At 44.2% G+C, this 16217-nt stretch carries 15 protein-coding genes; 2 read left to right on the top strand and 13 right to left on the bottom strand.

Features of this window, described 5'->3' with window-relative positions:
* Positions 1-1261: 1261 nt before the first annotated feature.
* The 13 genes from AC1DPK_RS17265 to AC1DPK_RS17325 all read right to left on the bottom strand — a co-directional run bounded on the left by AC1DPK_RS17265 (position 1262) and on the right by AC1DPK_RS17325 (position 13912).
* Positions 1262-2050, bottom strand: a complete 789-nt coding sequence (locus AC1DPK_RS17265) for a 2-keto-4-pentenoate hydratase (protein ID WP_477511109.1) — start codon at positions 2048-2050, stop codon at positions 1262-1264.
* A gap of 3 nt (positions 2051-2053) precedes the next feature.
* A complete protein-coding gene (dmpG, locus tag AC1DPK_RS17270; protein ID WP_477511110.1) occupies positions 2054-3085 on the bottom strand; it encodes a 4-hydroxy-2-oxovalerate aldolase in 1032 nt (343 codons plus the stop codon).
* 3 nt (positions 3086-3088) lie between these two features.
* A complete protein-coding gene (locus AC1DPK_RS17275) occupies positions 3089-3985 on the bottom strand; it encodes an acetaldehyde dehydrogenase (acetylating) (protein ID WP_441909431.1) in 897 nt (298 codons plus the stop codon).
* Positions 3986-3998: 13 nt separating this feature from the next.
* Entirely contained in the window at positions 3999-4778 is a 780-nt protein-coding gene (locus tag AC1DPK_RS17280; protein ID WP_441880951.1) for a 2-keto-4-pentenoate hydratase, read from the bottom strand.
* Positions 4779-4842: 64 nt separating this feature from the next.
* Complete coding sequence (locus AC1DPK_RS17285; RefSeq protein ID WP_477511111.1) at positions 4843-6309, bottom strand: aldehyde dehydrogenase; 1467 nt, start codon at positions 6307-6309, stop codon at positions 4843-4845.
* Positions 6310-6320: 11 nt separating this feature from the next.
* Positions 6321-6785 (bottom strand): RidA family protein, encoded by a 465-nt coding sequence (locus AC1DPK_RS17290; protein ID WP_477511112.1) that lies wholly within the window; start codon positions 6783-6785, stop codon positions 6321-6323.
* 13 nt (positions 6786-6798) lie between these two features.
* A complete protein-coding gene (locus AC1DPK_RS17295; protein WP_339203835.1) occupies positions 6799-7344 on the bottom strand; it encodes a 3-hydroxyanthranilate 3,4-dioxygenase in 546 nt (181 codons plus the stop codon).
* A gap of 189 nt (positions 7345-7533) precedes the next feature.
* Positions 7534-9648: a stalk domain-containing protein gene (locus AC1DPK_RS17300; protein ID WP_477511113.1), complete on the bottom strand. Its 2115-nt coding sequence runs from the start codon at positions 9646-9648 to the stop codon at positions 7534-7536.
* Positions 9649-9974: 326 nt separating this feature from the next.
* Entirely contained in the window at positions 9975-10628 is a 654-nt protein-coding gene (locus AC1DPK_RS17305) for an amino acid ABC transporter permease (RefSeq protein ID WP_477511114.1), read from the bottom strand.
* 14 nt (positions 10629-10642) lie between these two features.
* Entirely contained in the window at positions 10643-11296 is a 654-nt protein-coding gene (locus AC1DPK_RS17310) for an amino acid ABC transporter permease (RefSeq protein ID WP_441880947.1), read from the bottom strand.
* Positions 11297-11371: 75 nt separating this feature from the next.
* Positions 11372-12160: a transporter substrate-binding domain-containing protein gene (locus tag AC1DPK_RS17315; protein WP_477511115.1), complete on the bottom strand. Its 789-nt coding sequence runs from the start codon at positions 12158-12160 to the stop codon at positions 11372-11374.
* 26 nt (positions 12161-12186) lie between these two features.
* Complete coding sequence (locus AC1DPK_RS17320; RefSeq protein ID WP_441961881.1) at positions 12187-12915, bottom strand: amino acid ABC transporter ATP-binding protein; 729 nt, start codon at positions 12913-12915, stop codon at positions 12187-12189.
* The gene (locus AC1DPK_RS17325) at positions 12890-13912 is read right to left on the bottom strand and encodes an amidohydrolase family protein (protein WP_477511116.1); all 1023 of its coding nucleotides are present in this window, start codon (positions 13910-13912) and stop codon (positions 12890-12892) included. Before AC1DPK_RS17325 ends, AC1DPK_RS17320 begins: the two co-directional genes overlap by 26 nt.
* Positions 13913-14261: 349 nt before the next feature.
* Here AC1DPK_RS17325 and AC1DPK_RS17330 point away from each other — a divergent pair, with 349 nt between their 5' ends.
* Both AC1DPK_RS17330 and ald read left to right on the top strand, forming a co-directional pair.
* Positions 14262-14879 carry a TetR/AcrR family transcriptional regulator gene (locus AC1DPK_RS17330; RefSeq protein ID WP_339203842.1) on the top strand — a complete coding sequence of 206 codons (618 nt, stop codon included), beginning with the start codon at positions 14262-14264 and terminating at the stop codon, positions 14877-14879.
* 120 nt (positions 14880-14999) lie between these two features.
* Entirely contained in the window at positions 15000-16139 is a 1140-nt protein-coding gene (ald, locus tag AC1DPK_RS17335) for an alanine dehydrogenase (RefSeq protein WP_477511117.1), read from the top strand.
* Positions 16140-16217 lie beyond the last annotated feature (78 nt).

Genomic DNA, 16217 nt, shown 5'->3' on the forward strand with positions numbered 1-16217 from the left:
CGAACCCCATAGGCGCTATTTGATCAAATTAAGCTTGTTTTATTTTCTAACGAACCCCATAGGCGCTATTTGATCAAATTAGGCTTGTTTTATTTTCTAACGAACCACACGCTCCCTATTTACCTAAGTTACCTCGCATTTAGACTTCATTTTGAGCAATAACGCCACTGGGATTCGTTAGCGTTCAGAAAACACAATTTTCTGCCCAATAGCGTCTACTGAGTTCGTTAGGAATTGGTAGACTACGCTCACTCCCCAGCCCCTACCTCAACACATTCTAACGAACTCCACAGGTGCTATTTGATCAAATTAGGCTTGTTTTATTTTCTAACGAACCCCACACTCCCTATTTACCTAAGTTACCTCGCATATGGACATCCTTTTGAGCAATAACGCCACTGGGGTTCGTTAGCGTTCAGAAAACACAATTTCCTGCCCAATAACGTCTACTGAGTTCGTTAGGAATTGGTAGACTACGCTCACAGCTCATCCCCTACCTCGACACATTCTAACGAACTCCACAGGCGCTATTTGATCAAATTAGGCTTGTTTTATTTTCTAACGAACCACACACTCGCTATTTACCTAAGTTACCTCACATCTGGACATCATTTTGAGCAATAACGCCTCTGGAGTTCGTTAGCGTTCAGAAAACACAATTTTCTGCCCAATAGCGTCTACTGGGTTCGTTAGGAATTGGTAGACTAATCTCGCAATCTAGCTCCTACCTCGACATATTTTAACGAACTCCACAGGTGCTATTTGATCAAATTAGGCTTGTTTTATTTTCTAACGAACTCCACACTCGCTATTTACCTAAGTTACCTCGCATATGGACATCATCTTGAGCAATAACGCCACTGGGGTTCGTTAGCATTCAGAAAACACAATTTCCTGCCAAATAGCAACTACTGAGTTCGTTAGGAATTGGAAGACTACGCTCACAGCCCATCCTCTACCTCGACATATTTTAACGAACTCCACAGACGCTATTTGATCAAATTAGGCTCGTTTTAAATTCTAACGAACCACACACTCGCTATTTACCTAAGTTACCTCACATTTGGACATCATTTTGAGCAATAACACCACTGGAGTTCGTTAGCGCTCAAAAAACACAATTTCCTGCCGAATAGCGTCTACTAAGTTCGTTAGGAATGAAAATGCAATTGTAATGTGAGCATCCCCTCAACCAAAACAAACCAAAAATGACACCCAAACTGTTATCAGTTTGAATGTCATTTTCATTTCCAAGCCATGCTTATACGCAGCTTAAAGATACGCTTCCCAGTTGAGCAAACTGTGCTTGAATGGAATCTCCCGCCTGAAAAGCAATCGCTTCCGTAATCGCTCCGCTCAGCACGATATCGCCCTTGCGCAGCCCTAAGCCGCGCTCGCCTAACTTATTAACAGCCCATGCGACCGATACAGCGGGATCGCCCAGCACCGCGGCACCGGCGCCAGTAGCCATCACTTGATTGTTTTTCGAGAGCACAACGCCGATTTCAGGCAAATTCAACTCTCGCACAGGAACCATTTTGCTGCCAATTATAAATTTAGCCGATGAGCAATTGTCCGCTACAACATCCGCAAGCGTAAACTTGAAATCCAAATACCTGCTGTCTATTACTTCAATCGCTGCAGCAACATACTGCGTTGCACGCAGCACATCTTCACCGGTTATATTCGTTCCTTGCAGATCCTCGCCTATAAAGAAAGCAATTTCCGGCTCAGCCTTCGGATGAATCAATTGTTTGAAATCGATAGATTCCCATTCCAAAGCTAGCATATCGCTAGTCAGTTCACCGTAAATCGCTTCATAGACACCCATCATTTCCTGCTTTGCTTTGCTAGTCAGCCCCAGCTTATAGCCAATCGAGCGCGTGCCAGCTTGAATCTTGCGCTGCAACAGCTGCTTTTGCACATCATAAGCCTTCTCTATCGTTAAATCTGGATATTGATCTGTAACCTTAATTACTTCTCTGCACTCTTTCTCGGCATCGTACAAATACGTTACGATTTCTTGTTCCATTTCGCGTGTGATCTCCATCGTTTACAACACCCCGTTCTTAGTTCTGTCCGCCAGCTCTGCGGCAACATCAACAATCATGTCTTCTTGTCCGCCGATAATGCCCCTTCTGCCAAGCTCTATTAGAATGTCGCGCGAGTCAATGCCAAATCTTTTGCTTGCGCGATCCGCATGCAGCAGGAAACTGGAGTATACACCCGCATAACCCATCACGAGACTGCCCGTGACGATTTCTTGCGGACGCTGAAGAAGTGGACCGACGATATGCTCAGCCAAATCCATCATTTTATACAAATCGATCCCGATATTCAGACCTAATCGATCTAACACCGCAATTAAAACCTCTGTTTGGGTATTGCCCGCTCCAGCTCCCAAGCATCGCACGCTGCCATCAATTCGAGTTGCACCTTCTTCGATTGCTACAAGCGTATTGGCAACTGCCAAAGACAGATTATTGTGCGCGTGGAAACCAATTTCTATCGATAAGGCTTGTTTTAACGCTTCAATTCGCTCACGAACCTGATGCCGCAGCAGCGCTCCGGCAGAATCCGTCACATACACAGCCTCAGCGCCATAACTTTCCATCAATCTCGCTTGTTCCACCAGTTTCTCTATGGGAGCGGAATGCGACATCATCAGGAAACCAATCGCTTCCATGCCGAGCTCTCTAGCCATATAAAGATGCTGGGCTGACACATCTGCTTCCGTGACATGAGTTGCTACTCGTACTAGGCTTGCCCCTAGAGCTCTTGCTTGCTTCAACTCATGGACCGTCCCTATGCCTGGCAGCAGTAGAACGGCGATCTTCGCTTGTTTGCTTTCATCTACGGCTGCTTCAATCAGCTTCATTTCATCAACGAGCGAACGGCCATACTGCAAAGTTGACCCGCCTAAACCATCGCCATGGCTGACTTCAATATTGTGCATGCCCGCATCATCAAGCGCACGAACAACGCTCCGCACCTGTTCTTCTGTAAATTGGTGTGCAACCGCATGGCTGCCATCCCGCAAGGACACTTCCGTAATTTGGACCGGCTGATTACTTTTTCGGTTCACCCTTTACACCTCGCTATTCGTTTCGCTAGACTGGTTTGATAGGCGGTTTTTTGCATAATCTTCAGCTACCCGGACAGAGGCAGCCGTCATAATATCAAGATTGCCTGCGTATGGCGCGAAGTAATCTCCTGCTCCCTCTACCTCGAGAAACACCGATACTCGATTTCCATCAAAAATAGGCTCCTGCTTCAAGCGATAGCCTGGCACGTATTCTTTTACGCGTTCAACCATGTCATAAATCGCTTTGCTTATAACAGCCTCATCCATATTTTTCACTTCGCAATAGACGGTGTCTCGCATCATAAACGGCGGATCTGCTGGATTTAAGACGATTAGCGCTTTTCCACGATCTGCACCGCCCACCTCTTCTATCCCGCGGCGTGTTGTAATCGTAAACTCATCGATATTAGCCCGCGTGCCTGGCCCCGCGCTTTTGCTAGCAATTGTCGCTACAATCTCAGCATACACGACGTCTGCTGCTTCATTTATAGCATGAATGATTGGGATCGTTGCTTGTCCCCCGCATGTGATCATATTGACGTTCGTCGCTTGCAGATGATTGCCCATGTTTACGACAGGGGATAGGAATGGCCCAACTGCTGCCGGTGTTAAATCAATAACCATTTTCCCCATCTTTTGCAGCACTTCATTATGTTTAACATGAGCTTTGGCGGAAGTAGCATCAAAAATAATGTCCGCAAGCTCAGGATTGTCGATAAGCCCCTGAATGCCATTCGAAAAAGTCGCATATCCGCGTCCTTTGGCCCGCTCAAGTCCTTCCGAATTCGGATCGATGCCGATTACCGCTGTAAGCGTAAGCCAATGGCTTCTTTCCAGCTTGTACATTAAATCCGTACCGATGTTGCCAGATCCGATAATAGCTGCTTTCAATTTCCCCATATGGTTTGTCCTCCTACTCGAATGCTACGGATACCGACCCGATAGAACCAAATCGTGCTTCGATGTGGTCTCCGGCTTTAACCTGAACCGCTCCTGACAAAGCACCCGGCAAAATAATTTCTCCAGCCTTTAATGAAATATCAAATTCACTAAGCTTGTTCGCAAGCCATGCAATCGCATGGGCTGGATGTCCGAGTGCAGCTGCTCCCGCTCCCGTTGCGACTTGCTCGCCATTTTTAAATAAAATCATTCCAAGATCGCGTAAATCTATATTGTCGATAGACGTTTTTTTCTTCCCGATCACAACTTTTGCCGATGAACCATTGTCAGCTACCGTATCGATCAACTTGATTTTCCAATCTGCAATTCGGCTATCAATAATTTCTAATGTAGGCACAATATATTTTGTAGCTAACAGCACATCGAGGAACGTTACATCCGGCCCCTTCAGATCCCGATCAAGGATGAAGCCAATTTCCGCCTCAATGCGCGGCGCGATCATTTCATTTGCTTTTACGATGCTTTGATCTTGCACTTCCATATCATCAAGCAAATGTCCATAATCCGGCTCATTGACATTCAGCATCGTTTGCATCGCTTTGCTTGTTAGTCCAACTTTCTTGCCTATAATGTGACGACCTGCCTCCAGCTTTTGCTTGACGACCTGCAATTGTACGTGATAGGCATCGGTTACAGTTATTTCCGAGTAACGTTCAGTAAAAGGTGCGATAGCCACTTGTGTCTCTTCCGCTTCCAATAGTTCACTTGCCAGCGTATTGATGATTGGGTTCATAGTAAATGTCCTCTCTTTCCTCCTAAAAATAAAGCGGATGGTGACGATATCGTCACCATCTTCCTTATAGCTTCATCGTGATCGATTTGGCTTCTGTATAGAAATCAAAGCTATGACGACCGCCTTCACGGCCGATTCCACTTGCTTTCGAGCCTCCAAATGGGGTACGCAGATCGCGGAAATACCAGCAATTAATCCAAAACAATCCGGAGTTTACAGAAGCGGCCACACGATGTGCGCGGCGCAGGTCATTCGTCCAAACGACGCCTGCAAGTCCATAAATCGAGTCGTTTGCTATTCGAATCGCATCTTCTTCTGTTTTGAATGGAATGACCACGAGAACCGGTCCAAAAATCTCCTCCTGCGCAACTCGCATCTTGTTGTCTACATCATAAAGCACAGTTGGCTTATAGAAGTTGCCATTTCCAAGCCCTTCGACGCGTGTGCCTCCGCAGCCGAGCTTCGCACCCTCAGCGAGTCCTATCTCCACATAGCTGTGGACCTCTTCGAGATGTGATTTGGATACGAGTGCCCCCATATCCGTCTCTTCGTCAAGCGGCATACCTACTTTTATTTGATTAACAGCTGCAATAAATTTTTCCAAAAACGTATCGTATACGCTTTCATGAAGCAGCATACGTGAGCCAGCAAGACAGATTTGTCCTTGGTTACGGTAGATGGCATCGATTGAGCCTTTCACAACTTCATCCAAATCTGCATCTTCAAAAACGATATTAGCTGATTTGCCGCCCAGCTCGAGAGAAACTGGAATCAATGATTCTGCTGCATTTCGCATGACCGTCTTACCTGTACCCGACTCTCCGACGAATGAAATTCGGCGAACATAAGGATGGGAAGCCATAATTGTGCCAACCGTGCTGCCTGATCCGGCAATAATGTTCAATACGCCCGGAGGAAGCCCAGCTTCATTTGCAATTTCCCCAAGAACAAAAGCACTGAGCGGTGTGTTCGAAGCTGGTTTAACAACAACCGTATTGCCAGCTGCAAGTGCTGCCGATACCTTCCAGGTCATTTGCATGAAGGGCAAGTTCCAAGGAATAATGATGCTGGTTACGCCCGCTGGTGCATATTTGGTATAGGACATCATGCCTTGCTTTTCAAAATTTTCAGCATGATGATAGAGTGCCATTTCGGCAAAAAATCGCATATTCGATGCCGCTCTCGGTATATCAAAGCCACGGCTTTCTTTAATCGGCTTGCCTACATCAAGTGTTTCTAGTACCGCAATTTCTTGATGCCTTTGCATAATCAAATCGGACATGCGGCATAAAATTTCGGCTCTTTTCTCTACTGTCATATGGCTCCAAACGCCGCTTTCAAACGTTCTCTGCGCTACCTCGATCGCCCTAATCGTATCTGCTTCATTCGCCATTGCCACTGAGGCCAGCTTCATATTCGTTGCCGGATTAATCGTATCGAATGTGGCGCTCGAAATGGAATCTACGAATGCGCCTCCGATAAATAGCTTCGCATCTTTTACAGCAGGATTTGCTATAATGTCATGATTCATCTACAGCCCTCCTACTCTTCAATTTCGAGAGTCATTTCAATTTCAATGGCTGTGTTGTTTGGCAGCTGCGCCATTCCAACTGCGGATCTTCCATGCTTGCCCTTATCTCCGAATACATCAACCAGCAAGTCAGATGCGCCATTCATTACTTTCGGCTGCTGTGTGAAATCTTCTGTGCTATTTACGAAACCTAAGATTTTGACCACACGTTTCACTTTGCTAAGCTCGCCGAGCTCCTGCTTCATGACTTTTAATAAATTAATCATCGATTGCCGCGCAGCCAGATAACCTTCCTCGACGGTTAAATCCCTGCCCAGTTTTCCATGATACTCATCTACTCCCTGACCTGCTGTGAAGAGCAGGTTCCCCGCCCTAACGCAGGTTACATAATTGCCTACCAGCGGACGTGAGGAGCCAAGCGTGATGCCAAGCTTTTGCAAGTTTTCTTCCGGTGTTGCCAGCGCTTGATTTTCCACCTAAGTCACCTTCTTATTCTGGTTTCCATTCCTTAACTTCTTCAGACATTACATGTCCGCATGATTTGCAAGTACGCACTTCTATATTTGAATTGAAGCTGTGGATCGCTCCTTTTACCTGTGTTTCAATATCGGTTAACTGTACGGTTACGCGGTGCATCTCGTGGTTGCAGCTCTCGCAAAACCATACAAAATCCTCTAGCTCCCCTTTGTCGCGTTTGCGCTCAATAACGATGCCAAACGTGTCTGCCACACGATGCGGTGAATGCGGTACCATTGCCGGCAGCATGAATACTTCGCCTTCATTAACAGCAACAACCTTGCGCTCGCCAGCCTCGGTAATACATTCCACATAACAAGAGCCCTTCACTTGATAGAAGAACTCATCGGACGGATCAATGTGAAAGTCTCTGCGTCTGTTCGGCCCGCCAAGCACCATTGCAATAAACTCAGAATCTTCCCATATTACCTTGTTATTAACGGGTGGTTTGAGCTGCTCCTTGTTATCTTCAATCCATTTCAAAAGATTAAAAGCGGTTAATGATTTAGCAGTTGCCATAATAAACCCTCACCTTCAAATCGATATTTTTTGGATAAAAGCTGATCTTGTTTTCACTATAAGATAATGTCGACATCATGTCAATATTAATATTGACGATATGTCAATTTTATTTGAAAGCGCATTAAAAAAGGGAAAAGACCGCGTCGCCAATCGGCACTACTGCGGTCTTCTCCCTGCCAAATCATCTTAAATACTAGTCACAACAATCGCCTTATCATCCTGATTCCACACGGCTTTACTTCCGGTTGCTAGTTCAATAAAGGAAATCGGAATATACGTTGTACCGCCCACCATGACTGAAGAAGCAGCCATCGGTTTCTTCACTCCATTCACCGTTGCTTCCTTCTGCCCAATCTGCAGCTGAATGGTAACGCCGTCTTTTGTCCCCGTTACCGTCTTGGAAGCACCATTCCATTTCACTTCATAACCTAATTTCTCAAAAATAGTACGTAAGGGAACGAGCGTTGCACCATCTTTGCTAAACGGCTGTGCTGCCAAAGGAAGTGCCGCCTCACCGTTAAGCTGCAGACTCGCCTTAGGCAGTCCGCTTACAGGATCACCAAGAAGCGGCGAAGAAAGGACGTACATCCCATGGCCAGAGAACACCCAAATTAAATGGCGATCCCATTCTACAAAGGTGCCATGCACAGGATCAGATTGATCGCTCATATACTTTTTACCTTCATCGTCAGTCAATTCGCCTGACATTTTCGGTACAAAATAAGCAGCAATCGTTGGTTTTAACGGATCTTTAAGATCAAACATTTGAATGCCTGCATTGTAGAATGCATAGGGCATATATTGTTGGCTTGGTGTACCTGGCTGAATTTCAGCATAGCCGGTACGCTTCGGTCCGAAGCTGCCTCGACGCTGGCAATAGTCCGTAAACGGCGCATCTGCCGGCGGTGTTGGACGAGGCATAATCGTTGCTATTTTCGGATTAAGCGGATCTTTAACATCAATCGCGTAAATTTCTTTATACGGCTCATGGCAATCCTCGCTGAGCGGATAACCGCTGTAATAAACCATGCCTGTCGTCTCAACTTTACTGACGTCGATATTATCGCCTTCAGTTCCTGCAAAGCTCATCGGCATTTCAAGATGCGATACCGTCTTCATATTGTTCGGATCAGAAATATCTACAATGTAGAAGCCTAATCCACCCATCGCTGCATAACCGTATTTTCCGCCTTCTTCTACTGTTTTGGGAATAAACAACGGCATTCGCGATCCCATCCAGCTTGTTTTATTACCTGCTCGCGGATTTAGATTATATTGTGCTTCTTCGCCAATGCGTTGTCCAGGTACTGACCAAATCGATAGCTGCTTTGGTTTTGTTGGATCTGAGATGTCATAGACAAGCTGTGCACCTGAATAAAGATAGGTTTTATATTCTGTGTTCGCGTAGCTGTCGTCTGGAGCACCTGCAACAAATAAATATTTATCACCGGAATAGACCGGGATGTCTTGGCAGCCAGATCCTTGCTGCGGCTTATCTTTGGAGTAAGTACTTGAATCAAGCGGCGTCTCGGAAAGAATTTTCCAATCCGTCCAGTTCGGGCCGTTCACCTCATAAATTCGGAAGCCGCGCAGCATTTCAAAGTCGCGAATTGCCTTTACTTCGTCTGGATTCGTGTACTTATTCGTTATTTTGCCGTAGCGCGGAACCTCATAGCACTGAACAGCTAAATTTTTATCTAATTCCTCGTTGTACTTCACGTTAAATGGGCCAAATTGATGTTCACCCGCTTGTTTGTCGATCCATTTTGTCGTAATAAGCTCGGCCTTTAGCGGGTCCGTTATATCAAACAAATTGTATTGATTGGTCTCATAGTCATACAAATAGCGACGTCCATCCAAATCAAAGGATGTTTGCCAGCTGTGTCCGTACCCCGCTACGAATGGATAAAAGGCTTCAACCTTCATGTTTTTAATATATTGATTCAAGTCTAGATAAGGCAAGCTGCCGTTGAACGGCTGTGGTCCTTCATTTTCCGGCATAACCGTCGGATGAGTAAACACGCCAGTCTCTACATTGTAACCCCAGCTGCCTTCTGCTGGTTCGGCGGGCTCACCCGGCAATCGTTTATGCGTTTCGTCTACTGGATACGGTTGTCCAGCATCAGGTGCATTCACGTTGACGCCTGTGCGCTTCGCAACATAGGCGCCTGAATTGGATTCTGCCTTCACGGCTGCTGTATCTGAGGATGCAAAGATAGGTAAAGACGGAAAGATGAGCGTACTAACAACAGTTACGAGGAGAACACTACTAAAAATTCGCTGCCTGACCGCTTTTTTCATCAGTTCAAAACCTCCAGGAATAAAATATTCATTACCTTTTGGAAACGCTTGCAATTGATCTGATCGAGCAACCCTGACAAAACATTCATGCTGTTCTTAGCTCGAACGTATTCAGCCCCTTTAACAGCCTCCTTCAAAAACATCAGATGTAATTCCAGAATCAACCTAACAATATATTGAATATGACACAGTGTCAATATGATTAATTTCATTTTTTTGTCATTCTTTTATTCTGAAAAAAAGCTGCAACGACAAATAAGAGTCTGTCGAAATTACCATTCGCCAAGACTCATTTTCAGTCATCATTCCCTATCGATCACACAAAATTAAATCGTTAAACGTCTTTCCAATCTTCGTGCAAGTAAAGAAAGCGTATAATTTACGATGAAGTAAAGAATAGCGACTAACAATAAAATTGGAATAACAAACTTAACATTATAGTTATAAATAATTTGTGCACTTCGCATCATTTCTGGGAGTGTAATTACGATAGCAAGCGAAGAGCCTTTGAGAATAGAAGTACACTCGCTGACGATTGGCGGAATCATCCGTTTTAGCGCTTGCGGGAGAATAATATGCCATATCGTTTGGACATAGGTTAAGCCGGAAGCCCTTGCAGCCTCCACCTGCCCCTTAGAAATGGAATTTAAACCGCTGCGGACAATTTCACATAACATAGCTGACGCATAAACCGTTAAGCCCGCTACTGATGCGGTAAACACGTCCAGCTTTAAGCCAATTTCCGGCAGTGCAAAAAAGATAAAGAAAAAGACGAGCAGAAGCGGAATGTTGCGAATTAAACCTACATAGAGAGCAATGATTCTCGCAATAATAGGAATTTTGGCATATCTAATAATGCCCATGATCGTACCAAATACGAAGGCTAATACAATAGAGAGAGCTGATACTTCAATCGTTACTAAAAATCCTTTAAGTAAGTAAAGAAGATTATTCGCTGAGTAAGCACCTATGAAATCCATGACAGCTCTCCTTTCTAATCGCTCGCCGATAATTTCCGTTCTAGATAGCCGATAAAGAGACTGAGCGGAAGCGTCAATATTAAGTAGAAAATAGCTACAAAAATGTATACATCAAATACAATAAACGTATCCGATGAAATAATGTCCCCGTAGTACATAAGATCCTTGCCGGATATCGACCCAAGAATAGCAGATCCCATCACCAAATTTAGAAATTGATTGCCAAGAGGCGGGATAACAACTTTAATCGCCTGCGGCAAAATAATATGTCGCATCGTTTGAATGTAAGTAAGTCCTGATGCCCGCCCCGCCTCAACCTGCCCATGAGGTACTGCTTGAATTCCTGCCCTAATCGCTTCTGCAATATAGGCACCCGAATATACAGCTAATCCAAGCGTTCCGCTTACAAAGGCATTTAATTGGATCCCTACCGCCGGTAAACCAAAATAGAAGAAAAAGATTTGTATGAGCAAGGGCGTATTTTGAATAAATTCAATATACATCGTCGCCAAGCCCTTAACGGGCTTCACGGGAGAAATCTTCATGACGGCAACGATCGTTCCAATCACTAAACTTAATAGCAGCGCGAGCAGACTGACCTGGAGCGTTGTTAGAAAACCAGCCCAAAATTGTTCCCTGTATTCAAGTAAAATTGAAAAATCCAACATCTAACTCAGTCCTCTCCGCTTCTAGATGTCTAAGGAAATAAAGGGACGAATGAACGCATTCGTCCCCTCCTGCCATTATTCTGGTTTTTGTTTTAACCATTTTTCATATATTTTGTCGTACTCACCAGTTTCTTTTAATTTTTTTAGCGAAGCATTAACCTTATCCAGCATTTCTTTATCGCCTTTTCTAACTGCGATTCCCCATGGCTGATCTTCAATAACACCGCCAACTAGTTTATATCCCGGGTTTTCCAAGGCAAGTCCCATTAAAATAGCATTGTCAGTCGTTAGCACATCACCTTTGCCCGTGCTAAGCGCCGTAAACGCTTCGCCAAGGTTCTCATATTCAGATACGACTGCTTCCGGTGATTTCTCTTCAATTACTTTGCCGTCTCTCGTTCCTTTAACAGCGATAACCTTCTTGCCCTTTAAATCTGCAATGCTTGTAATCGCTGAATTCTCAGGCACGAGCAGTGATTGCCCGGCACTGAAATACGGATCAGAGAAATCCACTTCCTGCTTTCTCTCTTCTGTAATTGTCATCGTGCGAACAATCAGATCGATGTCGCCATTTTTCAGCATCGGAATTCTTGTTTTACCATTCACTTCAACATATTCAATATTGTCTTCCGAGCCCGTGATGTCTTTTACGATAGTTGCTGCAATATCGAGGTCAAAACCTTTGGTTTTGTTATCTCCCGTGTCAACATAACCAAATGGAAAAGCATCTGCGCCAATTCCGACGGAAATTTTTTTCTGATCCTTGCCTGATACCGGTTCTGCTTTACCTCCACACCCAGCCAGACTAACAGTAAGCAACACCGATGCAACCGTTATACTTAGATTCTTCTGCCATTTCTTCATACGTAAATCCCCCTTATTCCCTTTTATTAATGAACCAGAATTCGACTAAGAAACAATCTCGTTCTGTCTTCACTTGGACTGGAAAAGAAATGTTCAGGTTTTCCTTCTTCAACGATCTGACCTTGATCCATGAATATAACGCGATCGGCTACTTCACGTGCGAAGCCCATTTCATGCGTAACCACAACCATAGTCATGCCTTCGCGTGTTAGCGCTTTCATGACGTCTAAAACTTCACCAACCATTTCAGGATCTAATGCAGAGGTCGGTTCGTCAAAAAGCATGACTTTGGGCTTCATTGCGAGTCCCCTAGCAATAGCTACCCTTTGCTGCTGACCACCTGATAGTTTGGAGGGGAAAACATTTGCTTTCTCCGTTATCCCAACTTTATCAAGGTAATACATAGCCAGCTTCTCAGCCTCGTTCTTTGGCATGCCTCGGACTTTGATAGGAGCAAGCGTGATATTCTCGATCACTGATTTATGTGGATATAGATTAAAATGCTGAAACACCATTCCAATCTCTTGCCGCATGACATTAATATTCGTGTGCTTGTCATTCACTTTATGGCCGTTCACAACAAGTTCTCCAGAAGTAACATTCTCCAATCGGTTAATGCAGCGCAGAAGCGTGCTTTTGCCAGATCCTGATGGACCAATGATGACAACCACTTCTCCTTCTTTGATGTTTAGATCAATATCTTTCAGGACGTGGTTCGAGCCATAATGTTTATTTATTTTGCGAAATTGAATCACGCGGTGAACCTCCGATACGAAAGAATTTTGCAGCATTTCCGCCAAATAAAGCGGCCTTTTCTTCTTCGGTTAAGTTGAGGCTTTGTTCGATGACCTGGCCTGGAGGAACTTCCCTAAGCAAAAAGGGGTAATCAGAGCCCATCATAATTTGTTTATGACCAAATCTATCTATCATGAATTTGAGGTTAAGAGGATCGAATACTAAAGAATCATAAAACATTTTTTTGGCATAATAGCTGGGCGGATGTGTCGTTAAACGAAGCTGAGGCCATACGTTCCACCCTTGATCAAGCCTCGGCAGAATATAGGGAAACGATCCACCGCCATGAGCAAAACAAACCTGCAAATCTGGGAATCTCTCCATTAGGCCGCTCCAAACAAAAGTAGCTGCTGCTAGAGCCGTTTCGCTTGGCATGCCTATCGTATACATGAAATTATGCCTTGGCGTTCTATCTTTTCCGAGTGTCTCCCATGGATGAATGAACAAGGGGACCTTCCATTCTTCAGCCATTTGGAAAAATGCAATAAAGGAAGGATCGTCTAAATTTTTACCATTTATGTTGGAGCCGATTTCAATTCCATTTAAATGAAGCTCATGCATGCAGCGATCCATTTCACGAATAGCGGCATCAGCGTCCTGCATCGGGACGGTACCGAGCCCGGCAAAACGGTTTCTATGCTGCGCGACCGTTTCAGCTATAAAGTCATTCTGAATGCGTGACATCTCTATTGCTTCATCTAATGGTGCCCAATAAGAAAAGGTAACCGGAATTGGAGACAAAACCTGCATATCAACGTTTTCCCTATCCATATCCTCTATTCTTTTTTTGGGGCTCCATACTTGATCCGTTACCTCACGAAATGATTTGCCGGCTACCATAATCGTAGCACCGCAAGTACATGTTCGATTTAATATCGGCCATCGATCTCCCCCGTATTTCTGATAAAAATCGGGTAGCTGCTCAGGTATAATATGCGTATGCGTATCGATTCGCATGATTTGAAACCTCCTTATAAAAGGGATATCATTCTAAGTAGAAAAGCATGTGCTGGGAATAAAGATGACGAGATGTCAGTTTTTTTGAAAAAAAACACCATCGAATCCCAAATGAGGTATACTATTTAAATAAACCGCTTACAAATTGTGCATCCTTTGTAAACTTTCAGCTTGGATATCTATCATATTATGATGATTATGACATCATGTCAATAAGAATTATGCAAATTTGATTTTGGATGTTAGTCGATGAACCGCCATTCTTTTTTATATTTACAATAGGGATGTCATTCGACTAGAATGTATAGTACTCTACAGGCAATATTCTCTTGAAAGGTTGAGATCCTATATGGAAAACGAAATAAAAGATATCGATGGTCGACACCTTAGATCGCAGCAAACGAGGCAAAAGCTTTTAAAAGCAGCCAGAACCGTTTATTTAAAAGAAGGCTTCCAGAACAGTACAATTAATCAAATTATTAAATTGGCAAAAACCGGTTATGGTACAGCCTATACCCATTTTACCGGAAAAGATGATTTTCTAATCGTATTGATGGAAGACGTCATGCAGCAGTTTTTTGATATCGCGAATATCTCCTTCCAACCGACATCCAAAGAAGAGGCTAAAAAGGTCATTAAGAGTCAAGTACTCACCTTCTTCCAAATAGCCGAATCAGAACGAGACATGATGAAAGTGTTTGCTGAAGCTATGGGACTCTCATCCGCGGTAAATACAAAATGGGAAGAAATACGACACAAGCTTATTCAAAGTATAACGACTGACATCACCTACTCTCAGCAGCATGGTTTAGCTCGAACAGACTTAAAAGCAGAGCTCGTTGCATGCCAATGGTTCTATTCGAATGAAATGTATCAATGGGATATTGTTCATAACAGACACCAATATTCTCTCGAAGAAATTGCGAATACCATCACAACTATGTATACCGACGCTCTTTACTTATAAGGGCTCGGTATGCCTTTTTGGCATTCTTGCACAATAATATTGACACTTTGTCATATTTATTTTATATTGATGCTGCGTCAACTTGTTTGCACAAAATTGGTTGAAGGGATGGAAAAGCAGATGATTATCGGGGTTCCAAAAGAAATTAAAAACAACGAAAACCGTGTCGGAATTGCACCAGCCGGAGTAACGGCCTTCTTGAACAATGGTCATGAGGTTTGGATAGAAGCGCAAGCAGGAGCAGGCAGCGGATTCTCGGACGCTGACTACTTAGCCGCAGGAGCTAAAATTGTATCCACTGCTCAGGAAGTCTGGTCTGCAGAAATGGTTATTAAAGTGAAAGAGCCGCTTGCAGAAGAATATGTTTATTTTCGTGAAGGCTTATTATTAWATACCTATCTTCACCTTGCTCCAGAAGCAGAGTTAACAAAAGCTTTGGTCGATCGCAAGGTCGTTGCCATCGCCTATGAAACGATTCAATTCGATAATGGAGCTTTGCCGCTGCTCATGCCGATGAGTGAAGTTGCCGGACGAATGTCGATCCAGATCGGTGCCCAATTCCTTGAGAAGCCGCATGGCGGAAAAGGTGTTTTATTAGGCGGCGTGCCTGGGGTAGCGCCTGGTGAGGTGGTCATTATCGGCGGCGGAATCGTTGGTACAAATGCGATTAAGATCGCTGTCGGATTCGGCGCTTCTGTTACCGTACTCGATGTAAGTCCAGATCGCCTTCGGCAGCTTGACGATATGTTTGGCGGGCGTATTCGAACGCTAATGTCCAATAGCTATAACATCGCAGAAGCGGTAAAAAAGGCTGATCTTTTAATCGGTGCTGTTCTTATTCCAGGAGCGAGAGCTCCTCGCTTGGTTACGGAGGAAATGGTTAAAACGATGCAGCCGGGGTCTGTCATCGTCGACGTTGCCATCGATCAAGGCGGCTCTATTGAAACGGTGGACCGTATTACTACCCACAGCAATCCTACCTATGAAAAACATGGTGTCATCCACTATTCCGTTGCGAACATGCCTGGTGCCGTCGCTCGAACTTCTACGATTGCTTTAACTAATGTAACGATTCCTTATGGCGTACAAATTGCCAACAAAGGCTATAAGCAGGCTGCTCTAGACAACAAAGCCATTGCTAGAGGTATTAATATTGCTGAGGGCAATGTAACCTATAAAGCGGTTGCCGATGCACACGGATACGATTACATTGACATTTCCGACTATTTGAATACCCCTTCTAAGCAAGTTGCCGTGTAAGGGAGAATCATGAGATATGCCAATCGTAACGATTCAGATGATGGAAGGAAGATCAACCGAACAAATAAAGTCTCTTAT

This window comes from Paenibacillus sp. 01T424, assembly GCF_056398745.1.

Excerpts from the sequence above, each read along its gene's own strand:
- AC1DPK_RS17275 (WP_441909431.1), bottom strand. The coding sequence starts at position 3,985 with ATGGGGAAATTGAAAGCAGCTATTATCGGATCTGGCAACATCGGTACG.
- AC1DPK_RS17315 (WP_477511115.1), bottom strand. The coding sequence starts at position 12,160 with ATGAAGAAATGGCAGAAGAATCTAAGTATAACGGTTGCATCGGTGTTG.
- AC1DPK_RS17265 (WP_477511109.1), bottom strand. The coding sequence starts at position 2,050 with ATGGAGATCACACGCGAAATGGAACAAGAAATCGTAACGTATTTGTAC.
- AC1DPK_RS17330 (WP_339203842.1), top strand. The coding sequence starts at position 14,262 with ATGGAAAACGAAATAAAAGATATCGATGGTCGACACCTTAGATCGCAG.
- AC1DPK_RS17285 (WP_477511111.1), bottom strand. The coding sequence starts at position 6,309 with ATGAATCATGACATTATAGCAAATCCTGCTGTAAAAGATGCGAAGCTA.
- AC1DPK_RS17305 (WP_477511114.1), bottom strand. The coding sequence starts at position 10,628 with ATGGATTTCATAGGTGCTTACTCAGCGAATAATCTTCTTTACTTACTT.
- AC1DPK_RS17280 (WP_441880951.1), bottom strand. The coding sequence starts at position 4,778 with ATGAACCCAATCATCAATACGCTGGCAAGTGAACTATTGGAAGCGGAA.
- AC1DPK_RS17310 (WP_441880947.1), bottom strand. The coding sequence starts at position 11,296 with ATGTTGGATTTTTCAATTTTACTTGAATACAGGGAACAATTTTGGGCT.
- AC1DPK_RS17295 (WP_339203835.1), bottom strand. The coding sequence starts at position 7,344 with ATGGCAACTGCTAAATCATTAACCGCTTTTAATCTTTTGAAATGGATT.
- AC1DPK_RS17300 (WP_477511113.1), bottom strand. The coding sequence starts at position 9,648 with ATGAAAAAAGCGGTCAGGCAGCGAATTTTTAGTAGTGTTCTCCTCGTA.
- AC1DPK_RS17325 (WP_477511116.1), bottom strand. The coding sequence starts at position 13,912 with ATGCGAATCGATACGCATACGCATATTATACCTGAGCAGCTACCCGAT.